Annotated in this window: 11 protein-coding genes and 1 riboswitch; of the genes, 4 read left to right on the forward strand and 7 right to left on the reverse strand. The window is 71.2% G+C overall.

Features of this window, described 5'->3' with window-relative positions; translation table 11 throughout:
• Window positions 1-44: 44 nt before the first annotated feature.
• The 3 genes from NGF19_RS08010 to NGF19_RS08020 are packed head-to-tail and all read right to left on the reverse strand — an operon-like array spanning window position 45 to window position 2,577.
• Entirely contained in the window at window positions 45-1,334 is a 1,290-nt protein-coding gene (locus tag NGF19_RS08010; RefSeq protein ID WP_252423499.1) for a bifunctional 3,4-dihydroxy-2-butanone-4-phosphate synthase/GTP cyclohydrolase II, read from the reverse strand.
• The gene (locus NGF19_RS08015) at window positions 1,331-1,978 is read right to left on the reverse strand and encodes a nicotinamide mononucleotide transporter family protein (RefSeq protein WP_252423500.1); all 648 of its coding nucleotides are present in this window, start codon (window positions 1,976-1,978) and stop codon (window positions 1,331-1,333) included. Before NGF19_RS08015 ends, NGF19_RS08010 begins: the two co-directional genes overlap by 4 nt.
• Window positions 1,975-2,577, reverse strand: a complete 603-nt coding sequence (locus tag NGF19_RS08020) for a riboflavin synthase (RefSeq protein ID WP_252423502.1) — start codon at window positions 2,575-2,577, stop codon at window positions 1,975-1,977. Before NGF19_RS08020 ends, NGF19_RS08015 begins: the two co-directional genes overlap by 4 nt.
• A 145-nt stretch (window positions 2,578-2,722) precedes the next feature.
• Window positions 2,723-2,853: riboswitch (FMN riboswitch) on the reverse strand.
• A gap of 270 nt (window positions 2,854-3,123) precedes the next feature.
• On the opposite strand from NGF19_RS08020, the gene NGF19_RS08025 reads away from it, so the two are divergent.
• The 4 genes from NGF19_RS08025 (at window position 3,124) to NGF19_RS08040 (ending at window position 7,904) form a co-directional block, all read left to right on the forward strand.
• Window positions 3,124-4,338: an MFS transporter gene (locus NGF19_RS08025; protein ID WP_252423507.1), complete on the forward strand. Its 1,215-nt coding sequence runs from the start codon at window positions 3,124-3,126 to the stop codon at window positions 4,336-4,338.
• Window positions 4,339-4,537: 199 nt separating this feature from the next.
• On the forward strand, window positions 4,538-5,995 hold the full coding sequence (locus tag NGF19_RS08030; RefSeq protein WP_252423510.1) for a uracil-xanthine permease family protein: 1,458 nt from the start codon (window positions 4,538-4,540) through the stop codon (window positions 5,993-5,995).
• Between the two features lie 135 nt (window positions 5,996-6,130).
• Window positions 6,131-6,832: a DUF5995 family protein gene (locus NGF19_RS08035; RefSeq protein WP_252423511.1), complete on the forward strand. Its 702-nt coding sequence runs from the start codon at window positions 6,131-6,133 to the stop codon at window positions 6,830-6,832.
• A 142-nt stretch (window positions 6,833-6,974) separates the two neighbouring features.
• On the forward strand, window positions 6,975-7,904 hold the full coding sequence (locus NGF19_RS08040) for an LLM class F420-dependent oxidoreductase (RefSeq protein WP_252423512.1): 930 nt from the start codon (window positions 6,975-6,977) through the stop codon (window positions 7,902-7,904).
• A 19-nt stretch (window positions 7,905-7,923) separates the two neighbouring features.
• On the opposite strand, the gene NGF19_RS08045 is transcribed toward NGF19_RS08040, so the two are convergent.
• The 4 genes from NGF19_RS08045 to NGF19_RS08060 form a co-directional block, all read right to left on the reverse strand.
• Entirely contained in the window at window positions 7,924-9,621 is a 1,698-nt protein-coding gene (locus tag NGF19_RS08045; protein ID WP_252423514.1) for a flavin monoamine oxidase family protein, read from the reverse strand.
• 110 nt (window positions 9,622-9,731) lie between these two features.
• A complete protein-coding gene (locus NGF19_RS08050; RefSeq protein WP_252423515.1) occupies window positions 9,732-10,520 on the reverse strand; it encodes a carbon-nitrogen hydrolase family protein in 789 nt (262 codons plus the stop codon).
• A 157-nt stretch (window positions 10,521-10,677) separates the two neighbouring features.
• Window positions 10,678-11,115, reverse strand: coding sequence for an Lrp/AsnC family transcriptional regulator (locus NGF19_RS08055; protein WP_252423516.1), 438 nt, complete (start codon window positions 11,113-11,115; stop codon window positions 10,678-10,680).
• 208 nt (window positions 11,116-11,323) lie between these two features.
• Window positions 11,324-12,766, reverse strand: coding sequence for a GuaB1 family IMP dehydrogenase-related protein (locus NGF19_RS08060; protein ID WP_252423517.1), 1,443 nt, complete (start codon window positions 12,764-12,766; stop codon window positions 11,324-11,326).
• Between the last annotated feature and the right edge of the window lie 37 nt (window positions 12,767-12,803).

A 12,803-nucleotide genomic window follows, 5' to 3' on the forward strand; every position in this document is an offset into this window, starting at 1 on the left:
CTCTTGCTGAGCTTCTGTCACTGGCTCACTGGTCGGCTACTGGCTTACTGGTCCGCGCGGGCGGACACGGCGGTCGTGTCCAGCCAGGGCAGGTCGTGGCCCATCCGGTCCCGCTTGGTGCGCAGGTAGCGGAGGTTGTGTTCGCCCGCCTGTACGGGCATGGGCTCCCGGCCGGTGATCTTGAGGCCGTGGTGGCGCAGGGCGTCGGTCTTGTCGGGGTTGTTGGTCAGCAGCCGCACCCCGCGTACGCCGAGATCGCGAAGGATCAGGGCGCCCGCCGCGTAGTCGCGGGCGTCGGCGGGCAGGCCGAGCGCCAGGTTGGCGTCCAGCGTGTCGTGGCCGCGTTCCTGGAGTTCGTACGCCCGCAGCTTGGACAGCAGCCCGATGCCGCGGCCCTCGTGGCCGCGCAGATAGACGACCGCGCCCCGGCCCTCGGCCTGGATCCGCCGCAGGGAGGCCTCCAGTTGGGGGCCGCAGTCGCAGCGCAGGGAGTGGAAGACATCGCCGGTGAGGCATTCGGAGTGGACGCGGACCAGGAGGTCCTCGCCGTCGCCGATCTCCCCGTGGACGAGGGCGATGTGCTCGACTCCGTCGCGGGTGGAGCGATAGCCGTACGCCGTGAACTCACCGAAGGCGGTGGGGAGTCGGACCTCCGCCTCGCGGCGCACGAGAGGCTCGGTGGCCCGGCGGTGGGCGATCAGGTCCGCGATGGAGATGATCGTCAGGCCGTGCTCGCGGGCGAAGGGGATCAGCTCGGGCAGGCGCAGCATGCGGCCGTCGGCGCCCGCGATCTCCACGATCGCTCCGGCCGGGCGCAGTCCGGCGAGCCGCGCGAGGTCGACGGCGGCCTCGGTGTGGCCGTCGCGGACGAGGACGCCGCCGGGCCGGGCGCGCAGCGGGAAGACGTGGCCGGGGCGGACGAAGTCGCCGGGACCCGCCGTCCCTCCGGCGAGCAGCCGCAGGGTGGTGGCGCGGTCGGCCGCGGAGATACCGGTGCTCACGCCGTGGGCGCCGGTCGCGTCGACGGACACGGTGAACGCGGTGCGCATCGACTCGGTGTTGTGCTCGACCATCTGCGGGAGCTGGAGGCGGTCGAGTTCGTCGCCCTCCATGGGGGCGCAGATCAGGCCGCGGCACTCGCTCATCATGAAGGCGACGATCTCGGGGGTCGCCTTCTCGGCGGCGATGACGAGGTCGCCCTCGTTCTCGCGGTCCTCGTCGTCGACGACCACGACCGGTCGGCCGGCCGCGATGTCGGCGACGGCCTGCTCGACGGGGTCGAGTGCGTAGTCGTCGAGGGGGTCGGTGCGGTACAGAACCGGCGCCGTTGTCATGCCGGGACTCCTTCCAGGGCGGGCTGCTGCTCCGCCGTGCGCGAGCGCAGCCACCAGTCGCGCATGCCCCACAGGACGAGTGCGCCGTAGACGATGTAGACGAAGCCGGAGAAGGCGAAGCCGTTGGCGAAGTTGAGGGGGACGCCGACGGCGTCGACCAGGAGCCAGGCGACCCAGAACTCGACCATGCCGCGCGCCTGGGCGTACATGGCGACGATGGTGCCGACGAATATGTACGCGTCGGGCCAGGGGTCCCAGGACAGGGTGGGGATCGCGGTGAACAGGCCCGCGACGGCGAGCGTGCCGAGGGCCGCGGCGCCCGCGAGGATGCCGCGCTCGCGCCAGGTGGCGAACCGTACGGCGATCTGGCCGTCCTTCGCGCGCCCCGTGCCGCGGCTCCACTGCCACCAGCCGTAGACGGCCACGGCCATGACGACGACCTGCTTGCCGGCGCTGCCGGAGAGGTGGGCCGAGGCGAAGGCGGTGAAGAGGACGACACCGGACAGGAACTGCACCGGCCAGCTCCACAGGGAGCGGCGCCAGCCGAACGCGAGGCCGGCCAGTCCGATCACGTTGCCGATCATGTCCGACCACTTGATGTGCTGGCCGAACAGAGTGAAGGCTTCGGAGTCGAGCCAGCTCACCGGGTGGCTCCCTCGCTGGTCAGCAGCCGCTCGACGTACTTGGCGATGATGTCGACCTCGAGGTTGACCGGGTCGCCGGGCTGTTTGACGCCGAGTGTGGTCAGCGCGAGGGTCGTGGGGATGAGGCTGATGGTGAAGCGGTCGGCTGCGGCTTCCACGACGGTGAGGCTGACGCCGTCGACGGTGATGGAGCCCTTCTCGACCACATAGCGCGAGAGGTCCGCGGGGAGCGAGACGGTGACGAGGTCCCAGTGCTCGGAGGGCTCGCGCGCGAGGATCGTGCCGGTGCCGTCGACATGGCCCTGCACGATGTGTCCGCCGAGGCGCGCGCCGACGGCCGTGGGGCGTTCGAGGTTGACCCGGGAGCCGACGGCGAGCGCGCCGAGGCTGGAGCGGTTCAGGGTCTCCGCCATGACGTCGGCGGTGAACTCGTCGCCCTCGTGCTCCACGACCGTGAGACACACGCCGTTGACGGCGATGGAGTCACCGTGGCGCGCGCCTTCGGTGACGACGGGTCCGCGGAGTCGGAAGCGGAAGGAGTCGCCGAGGTTCTCGGCGGCGGTGATCTCACCCAGCTCTTCGACGATTCCGGTGAACACTTCCCGGGTCCTCCTGCCTCTTCGGGCACGACTCCGGGGCCTGTCGATGACGACAGATCAGAGCAAGCGAGGACACCGGGCGACGCCGAACAGAGCCCGTCCGAACGGACGGGCCGATACGGCGGCGCGCACGAATGCCCGCCCGCCGCGCACTGCCTCCCATCCGGACTTTAACCGTCGGTCCAGGAATTTCACCTGGTCAACCGGTCGCTGGAGGCGACCGGGTCGCGGACTGTAACCGCCGGTTCGGACTTTCACCGACCCCGGAGTGCGCTGCTTCTGGTACACGGTCAGTGTGCCACGCCGCCAGACGGCCATGCGAGTGAGGGGGTGTGGCGTACCTCACGCGTACGGGCACTGGACATCACCGGCCTCATCTGTCCAGCAGCTCTCGCCGACGGGTCCGACTCCCGCTCCTCGCAGGGCAGATGACACCCGGTCCGGGTGCCGCGCGGAACTCGACCGGCAGCGGTCCTCCCCTGTCCGGCACCACGCCGTAGTCTGCGTGCGCGGAGCGGGGTGGACATCGAGGGGAGGAGCCCGAGGATGAGCGAGAGGGGCACACAGGGCCGCGGAGTGCGCGAGGTGAGGCGCGCCCGGTACGCCGTGGCCGCGGTGTTCGCCGTGCACGGCTCCGTCACCGGCTCGTTCGCGACCCGCGTCCCGTGGATCCAGGACCATGCGCAGCTCGGCGCCGGGCAGTTGGGCATCGCCCTCGCCTTCCCCGCGTTCGGCGCGTCCCTCGCCATGCCGCTCGCGGGCCGGATCAGCCACCGCCTGGGCGCGCGCACGGCGCTGCGCCTCCTGCTCTCGCTGTGGACGCTGTCCCTGGTCCTGCCGTCCCTCGCGCCGAACCTGCCGACGCTGTGCCTGGCGCTGTTCGCGTTCGGCGCCGCGTCCGGCATGTCGGACGTGGCGATGAACGCGCTGGGCGTGGAGATCGAGAACCGGCTGGGCCGGTCGATCATGTCCGGGCTGCACGGCATGTGGAGCACGGGCGCGGTGGTGGGCTCGGCGGCGGGCACGCTCGCCGCCCATCTGGGCTCGGACGCCCGGCTGCACCACGCGCTGGCGGCCGGGGCCCTGACCCTGCTCGGCCTCGTGGCCTGCACCTGGGTCCTCGACCGCCGGGCCACCGAGGACGCGGAGCCGCCGCCCCGGTTCGCACTGCCGCCGAGGTCCGCGCTGCTCATCGGCGCGGTCGGCTTCTGCGCGGTGTTCGCGGAGGGCGCGAGTCTGGACTGGTCGGCGGTCTATCTACGGGACCGGGTGGGCAGTTCGGCCGGTCTCGCCGCCGCGTGCACCACGGGCTTCACGCTCACCATGGCGGTCGTACGGCTCGCGGGCGACCGGGCGGTGGACCTCTACGGCGCCGTGCGCACCGTCCGCGTGGGCGGGGTGCTCGCCGCGCTCGGCGGTCTGCTCATCGTCGTCGCGAGCGCCCCGGCGGTGGCCATCGCCGGATTCGCCCTGATGGGGCTCGGTATCGCCGTCGTCGTACCGCTGTGCTTCGCGGCGGCGGGGCACAGCGGCCCGAACCCCGGTCAGGCCATCGCGGGCGTCGCGACGATCACGTACACCTCGGGGCTGATCGCGCCGAGCGCGGTCGGCGGGCTGGCCCAGATGACCGACCTGACGGTGTCGTTCGGTCTGGTGACGGTGCTGGCGTGCGGGCTCGCGGTGTTCGCGGGGGTGCTGCGCGCGGGCGACCGTGCCAAGGTCGCTCCGCCGAGCACGGTGGTGCCCGATCCGCGGACCTGAGACGAACGGGACGTGAACGACGAACAGGACGTGAACATGGTCACAGCCGCGAGGACATGACCGGACGCGGGCGGGCGCCGTCCGACGCTTCGTACCTGTTGAGACCCAGCTCACGAGGGGTCTTGGGTACAGAGGACCCCCTGGTGACCGCGACAATGGGCGGGACAGTTGTTCGGGTAAGAGAAAGCGAAGCCTCACCATGGACCTCGGCGTGCGCTGGAAGCTGCACGGTGACGGGCGCACGCCCGCGCCGGGGGCGGTCGTCCGCCCCGATGAACGGCTCTCCTGGCCCCGCACGGTAGGACTCGGCGCCCAGCACGTGGTGGCCATGTTCGGGGCGAGCTTCGTGGCTCCCGTGCTGATGGGGCTCGACCCCAACCTCGCGATCATGATGTCCGGTGTCGCGACCGTGATCTTCCTGCTGGCGACCCGCGGCCGGGTGCCCAGCTACCTCGGCTGCTCGCTCTCCTTCGTGGGCGTCGCCGCGGTGATCCGGGCGCAGGGCGGCACCAGCGCCACGGTGACCGGCGCGGTGTTCGTCGTGGGTGTGGTGCTGTTCCTCGTGGGCCTCGCGGTCCAGCGGTTCGGGGCGCGGATCATCCACGCGGCGATGCCGCCGATCGTGACCGGCGCGGTCGTCATGCTGATCGGGTTCAACCTCGCGCCCGTGACCGCGTCGACCTACTGGCCGCAGGACCAGTGGACCGCGCTGCTGGTCATGCTCTTCACGGGGCTGGCCGTGGTGTGTCTGCGCGGCTTCTGGTCCAGGGTCGCGATCTTCCTCGGGCTGATCTTCGGCTACGGGATCTCCTGGGCGTTCGACCGCGTCTTCGGCAAGATCCACTCGGTGGACGGGAGCGGCAAGGTCACCGATCACTGGCGGCTGGACCTCTCGGGCGTCGGCCACGCGGACTGGATCGGTCTGCCCTCCTTCCACGGCCCGTCCTTCCAGTGGTCCGCGATCCTGGTCGCGCTGCCCGTGGTGATCGCGCTGGTCGCGGAGAACGCGGGGCACGTCAAGGCCGTCGGTGAGATGACCGGCGACACCCTGGACGACAAGCTGGGTACGGCGATCTCCGCTGACGGTGTCGCCTCCATGCTCTCGACCGCGGTCGGCGGCCCGCCCAACACGACGTACTCCGAGAACATCGGCGTGATGGCCGCCACCCGTGTCTACTCGACCGCCGCGTACTGGGCGGCGGCCGGGTTCGCGCTTCTCTTCGGCATCTGCCCGAAGTTCGGCGCGGTCGTGGCCGCGATCCCCGGCGGTGTGCTCGGCGGTATCACCGTCATCCTGTACGGCATGATCGGCCTGCTCGGCGCGCAGATCTGGATCAAGTCCAAGGTGGATCTGCGGAATCCGCTGAACCTGGTGCCGGCCGCGGCGGGCATCATCATCGGCGTCGGCAACGTCACGATGAAGTTCACCGACACGTTCACCCTGAGCGGTATCGCGCTGGGCACGCTGGTCGTCATCACCGGGTACCACGCGCTGCGGGCGATGGCCCCCGCGCATCTGAAGGCGCAGGAGCCGCTGCTGGACTCGGGCACGTCCTCGTACAACGAGGACGCCGAGGGCACTGAGGACGCCGAGTACGCCGCAGTCGGCAAGAGCGCGGAGGGCGCTCGCGACACGGACCGGCGCGCCGACGCGTAGGCATGTGCCCCGTGGGGAGCGCCCGCCCGTGAGGGCTGACGCTCCCCCGTCCGGCCCAGCGCCGTGTTCCCCCGTTCCGGGGAAGCCTTCGGGCTGGAGCCCTCCCGCCCGGCCCAGGGCTGCCACCCTTCCCGCATGGCGCGGTCGGAGCAGGTGGAACACGTAGACCAAGTGGCACGGTTCACCACCGGAGTGGACACGGTCGTCTCACGGATGCGCGCGCTCGACGCCGCATGGCCGCCCGGTGACGGTGTCGCGGTGTTCAACCGTGTCTACCTCGCCGTCACCGAGGAGGTCAGGCGCGCTCCGGACGCCGGACGCTTCCCGGACCGGCGGGCCGGGACCACGCTGGACGTGCGGTTCGCCGAGCTGTATCTGACGGTGGCCGAGCGGGCCGAACCGCCCGCCTGCTGGCGCCCGTTGTTCCGGTCACGGCACCATCCCGGCGTTCTCCCGGTGCAGTTCGCGCTCGCCGGTGTCAACGCGCACATCGGGCACGATCTCGCGCTGGCCGTCGTGGCCACCTGTCGCTCCCTCGGCTGTCAACCGGCCGATCTGCAGGACGAGTTCGACGACGTGGGCGACATCCTCGACTCGCTGGGGGAACGCATCCTCGACGAGCTGACGCCCTCCCCCGATCTGCTCCATGTCGCCGATCCGCTCACTCATCTGATCAGCGCGTGGAGCCTGGAGCGGGCGCGCGAGGCCGCCTGGGCCGCGGCGCGTGCCCTGTGGGCGCTCAGCGAACTGCCGGAGATCGCCGAGGAGTTCACCCGGCGCCTGAACTGGACCGTCGGCTTCGCGAGCCGGATGCTGCTCACGCCCCTTCGCCGTTGACCCGTTACCACGCCTCGCCGTCGACCCGGTACCACGCCGGAACCGTACGCGCCGAAACCGCCACGATCGCCCGAGGTTCTCGTAACTGCCTTGCCGTCCCGGTACGTTGACCACCGACCCGCGATCACGAAGGAGCAGCACCATGACGATCCGTCTGGGACTCGGCCTCCCGCAGATGCGGCAGTACGACCTCGGCAAGGACGTGCCCGACGTGGCACGCGACCTGGAGCGCGTCGGCTACGACAGCCTGTGGGTGTTCGAGCGGGCCCTGTTCCCCGAACCGGCCACGCAGGGGCTGTACGGCATCGAGGGACTGCCCTGGCCGGACTCCTACCGCCATGTCGCGGACCCACTGGTGACGCTCACCCTCGCGGCGGCGGCCACCGAGCGGGTCGAACTGGGCAGCAGCGTGCTCGTGGCGCCGCTGCACCTTCCGTTCCAGCTCGCCAAGGCCCTCGCGTCGCTGGACGCGGCCAGCGGCGGGCGAGTGATCGCGGGCTTCGGCACGGGCTGGTCGCTGGACGAGTACGCGGCCACGGGCGTGCGGCCGATCAAGGAGCGCGGCCGGGTCCTGGACGAGGTGATCGACGTCTGCCGGGCCGTGTGGGGTCCGGACCCGGTGCGCTACACCGGGCGGATCACGACCGTCGAGTCGGCCGCGGTCGGCCCCAAACCGGCCCGGCCGATCCCGATCATGCTGGCCGCCACCTCGCGCCGGGCGCAGGAGCGACTGGTCGATCGTGCCGACGGCTGGCTGCCGGTGGGCGCGGGCGTGGAGCAGATCGCGAGCCAGTGGCGGGCGGTGCGGGAGCTGGCCGCCGAGCGCGGCCGTACGGAGCCGATCCGGACGGTGCTGCGGGCCAACGCCCGGCTCACGACGAAGCCGGTCGAGGACACCGGCCGGGCCGCGTTCCACGGCAGCACCGACCAGCTCGTCGAGGACCTGCTCGCCCACGCGGAGATCGGCATGGAGGAGATCTGCGTGGACCTCCAGTCGAGCGCGCGGAACGCCCAGGAACTGAAGGACATCGCCGCGGAGCTGTACGAGAAGGCGCGGGCGGCCGGGGTCTGACCCGCCCGCGCGGTCGGTCTCAGTCCTCGGGCAGCTCGACCGGTGCGAGTTCGTCGTAGAGGTCGCCGGGGCCGGGGTTGGTCGGGTCGGTCGTGCCGCCGAAGTAGTGCATGACGCCCCACACGGCGTTGAGCGCGGTCTGTACGGCGCCCTCGGCCCAGCCGGCCGTCCAGGAGATGTCGTCGCCCGCGAGGAAGATCCCTCGCTGGTCGGCGGGCAGCCGGTCCTGCATGAAGTGGGTGAACAGGCGCCGCTGGTAGCGGTAGTGGCCGGGCAGGTTCGCCTTGAACGCGCCCATGAAGCAGGGCTCGTTCTCCCAGGAGACCGTCACCGGGCTGCCGATGATGTGCTTCCTGATGTCGACGTCCGGGTAGATCTCGCCGAGCGAGGTCAGCATGACCTCCATCCGCTCGTTCGCGGACAGCGGCAGCCACTTCAGGCTGTCGTCGCACCAGGTGTACGACAGGCAGATCACGGCGGGCTTGTCCGGGCCGTCGTCCAGCAGATAGGTGCCGCGGGTCATCCGGTCGGTGAGCGTCATCGACATGACGTCACGGCCCGTGCGCGCGTCCTTGTCCCGCCAGAACGGCCGGTCCACGGGCACGAAGAGCTTGCTCGACTCCATGTAGTGCGTGCGCTCGATCGCCGTCCAGTGGTCGATCGGGAAGAGCGCTTCGTCGCAGGCGATCTTGGAGAGCAGCATCCAGGACTGGGCGGTGAAGACGGCCGCCTGGTACGTACGGATGTCGCCGCTCGCGTCGGTGACGGTGATCCGGTTGCCCGCGGTGCGGTGCAGCCGGGTCACCGCGGGGCGCGGTGCGCCGTGCGCGTGCAGGGACTTCAGCGACGTGCCGTACGCCCAGTGCACGATCTTCTCCGGCTCCCGCTCCCACAGCCGCAGCGGCAGTTGCTGGGAGCCGCCCACGATGCCGCGGTGGTGGTCGTCCGCCTCGGTGTAGACGACGCGCAGGATCTCCAGGATGGAGTTCGGGAAGTCGGTGTCCCAGCCGCCGGTGCCGAAGCCGACCTGGCCGAAGATCTCGCGGTGCCGGAAGGAGCGGAAGGCCTCGGAGTCGCAGAGGAAGCCGTAGAACGTCTGGTTGTCGAGCTTCTCGACCAGCCTCGACCAGATCGCGCGGATGCGCGGCACGTCCCGCTCGCGCAGGGCGCGGTTCATCGCGGAGAAGTCGGCGCCCTCCTCCAGGCAGGCGTTCCAGGCGGCTGCCACATCGCGGTAGACCTGCGGCAGATCGTCGAGGGTCTCGGCGTAGTGGGTCTCGCCCTTGAGGTCGACGACGGTCGACGGGGTCGCCTCGGCCAGCGGGTTGGGGAACGGCCTGGTCTCAAGGCCGACCAGGTCGATGTAGTGCTGGAGGGCCGTGGAGGACGGCGGGAAGCGCATGGCGCCCATCTCGGCGGTCAGCGAGGGGTCGCAGCCCTCGAAGCCGACGGTCCGCAGTCGGCCACCGATCTGGTCGGCCTCGTACACGACGGGCTTCAGGCCCATCTTCATCAGCTCGTACGCGGCCACGATGCCGGACAGGCCACCGCCGATGACCGCGACCTCGGAGCCGTGCGCGGTCGCGGGTATCTGCCCGAGGCCCGCCGGGTGGGCGAGGTAGTCGTCGTAGGCGTAGGGGAAGTCCGGCCCGAACATGGTGATCGGCGGCTGCTGCCCGTCGGTGTGCGGGACGGCGGTGGGCACCGTGGAGGTCATGAGGGTGCGAACTCCTTGCGGGAAACGAACTCTTGGAACGAGCCGAAGGGCCGGGCTCGATCGAGGGATCGGGCTCGACAGGCCGGGCTCGAGGGATCGTGCTTGCGGGATCAGACGAGGGCGGCGTAGAAGCCGGGGCGGCGGTCCGCCAGATACGGGTTCGCCGCGCGGGAGGCGGCGAGACGGCCGGGGTCGACGTCGGCGACGACGAGTTCCTCGGCGCGGCCCGCGCGTGCCCGGACGACTCCGTCGGGCCCGGCGAGGGCGGACAGCCCGGTGAACTCGAACTCCCCTTCACGGCCGACCCGGTTGGCGTACGCGACGTACATCTGGTTCTCGAAGGCGCGCACCGGGACGACGGATTCGGCGACGAACTGGTACGGGTGCATCAGGGCCGTCGGCACCACGAGGAGGTCGGTCCCGGCCAGGGCGTGGGCGCGGGCGTTCTCCGGGAACTCGACGTCGTAGCAGATCATCAGCCCGACCCGCAGGCCGTTCAACTCGGCCTGGGCGACCGGCTGTTCACCGGGCGTGAAGTGGTCGCGTTCGAAGCCGCCGTAGAGATGGGTCTTGCGGTAGCCGAGGAGGCGGGCGCCGTCGGCGGAGATCAACTGGGCGGAGTTGAAGACGCGTTCGCCGTCCCGCTCCGGGTAGCCGTAGGCGATCGCGAGCCCCCGCCGCGAGGCGATCTCGGCGACCGCGTCGGCCTGTTCGCCGTCGGCCGCGTCGGCGAGCCGTCCGACGGCATCACCGATCGCGTACCCGGTGAGGAACATCTCCGGCGCGATGAGCAGCCCGGCGCCGAGGGCGGCGGCACGGCCCGCGGCCTCGTCGAGCACCGCGAGGTTCTCGGCGACGGAACCGGGCGTGCCGGAGCTCTGGAGCAGGGCGGTGCGCATGCGTGTTCTCCACCGGAGGAAGGAAGTCGGGAGGTGAGGAAGACGCTACGGTCGGCGCGCCGGGCCGGACAAGCAGGACCCGTTGCGCGCCGACGCGCTGTTCGTTGCGTCCGTACGCGGCCCGGCGGCGATTCGTTGCGTGCCGCCCGGCGGGGCGTTACGAGAACCGGCGCAGCAGCGGGGAGAGGACCAGCACGGACTTGGTGCGCTCCACGAACGGCTCCCCGGCGATCCGTTCCAGTACGCGCTCGAAGTGGCGCATGTCGGAGGCGAAGACCTGGACGATCGCGTCCGCCTCGCCGGTGACGGTGGAGGCCGCCACGACCTCCTGGTAGCGCTCCAGGCCTCGCTGGATGGTCTCGGGCGAGGTGTTGCGGCGGCAGTAGATCTCGACGTACCCCTCGGTCTGCCAGCCGAGTGCTCCCGGGTCCAGCCGGACGGTGAAGCCGGTGATGGCGCCGGTGGCGCGCAGCCGGTCCACGCGCCGCTTCACTGCGGGTGCGGACAGGCCGACCTGTTGGCCGATGTCCGCGTAGGAGCGGCGGGCGTCCTCGGCAAGGGCGTGCACGATGCGTTCGTCGAGATCGTTCAGCAAGGCGGGTGGTTCACTTCTCTGCGTATGTCATGCGGTGCCGTACGGTCCGCGGCGGCGGACGACGGCGGCCGACCGGGAACGCCGGTGGCCCACAGAAGTAGAACACCTGCCCCGCGGCCCTCCCCCTCCGGCCACCGCCTCACCTCGTACGACGGCCCCCTCCCGTCGGTGACGAGAAGGGGACCGTCGTACGAGCGGGGAGCCCGGCTCAGCTCCAACTGGCGTGCAGCGGCTTGCCCTCCGCGTAGCCCGCGGCGCTCTGGATGCCGACGATGGCCCGCTCCGCGAACTCCTCGAGGGAGTCGGCGCCCGCGTAGGTGCAGGACGAGCGGACGCCCGCGATGATCGAGTCGATCAGGTCCTCGACGCCCGGCCGGGCCATGTCGAGGAACATCCGGGAGGTCGAGATGCCCTCCTCGAACAGGCCCTTGCGGGCGCGCTCGTACGGCGACTCCTCCGAGGTGCGGTTGAGGACCGCGCGCGCCGACGCCATGCCGTACGACTCCTTGTAGAAGCGGCCGTCCGCGTCCTGCTGGAGGTCGCCCGGGGACTCGTAGGTGCCCGCGAACCAGGAGCCGACCATCACGTTGGACGCGCCGGCCGCCAGCGCCATCGCGACATCGCGGGGGTGCCGGACACCGCCGTCGGCCCACACGTGCTTGCCGTACTTCCTGGCCTCGGCGGCGCACTCCAGGACCGCCGAGAACTGCGGGCGGCCGACGCCGGTCATCATGCGCGTGGTGCACATGGCGCCGGGGCCCACGCCGACCTTGACGATGTCCGCGCCCGCCTCGATCAGATCGCGCACACCCTCGGCGGCGACCACGTTGCCGGCCACGAGCGGCACCTGGGGGTCGAGCGCGCGCACGGTCCGTACGGCGCTGATCATCGACTCCTGGTGGCCGTGCGCGGTGTCGACGACGAGCGTGTCGACGCCCGCTTCGAGCAATTGCTTGGCCTTGCCCGCGACGTCGCCGTTGATGCCGACGGCCGCGGCGATCCGCAGCCTGCCGTCGGCGTCGGTGGCGGGCGTGTAGAGCGTGGCCCGCAGCGCGCCCTTGCGGGTGAGGATGCCGGCGAGCTTGCCGTCCTCGTCCACGGCCGGGGCGTAGCGGCGGTTGGCGCCGTCGAGGACGTTGAAGGCCTCGCGCGGGTCGATGGCGGCGTCGAGCAGCAGCAGGTCCTTCGACATCACCACTTCGAGCTGGGTGAAGCGGTCCACGCCGGACAGGTCGGCCTCGGTGACGACACCGATCGGCCGGTGCTCGGCGTCCACGACGACACCGGCGTTGTGCGCGCGCTTCGGCAGCAGCACGAGCGCGTCGGCGACCGTCTGGTGCGGGGCGAGCACGATCGGGGTGTCGAGGACCAGATGGCGTTCCTTGACCCAGGAGACGACCTCGGTGACCACGTCGATCGGGATGTCCTGGGGGATCACGACGAGTCCGCCGCGGCGGGCGACCGTCTCGGCCATACGGCGGCCGGCGATCGCGGTCATGTTGGCGACGACCAGCGGGATCGTCGTCCCCGAGCCGTCCGGGGAGGAGAGGTCCACACCGTGGCGGGAGCCCACCGAGGAGCGGCTCGGCACCATGAAGACGTCGTCGTACGTCAGGTCGTACGCGGGCTGGATGTCATTGAGGAAACGCACGTGCTGCACATCCCGGTGGATCAGAGGTGGCCCCCTG

Origin of the sequence: Streptomyces macrolidinus (assembly GCF_023887685.1) — a bacterium.
Lineage (GTDB): Bacteria > Actinomycetota > Actinomycetes > Streptomycetales > Streptomycetaceae > Streptomyces > Streptomyces macrolidinus.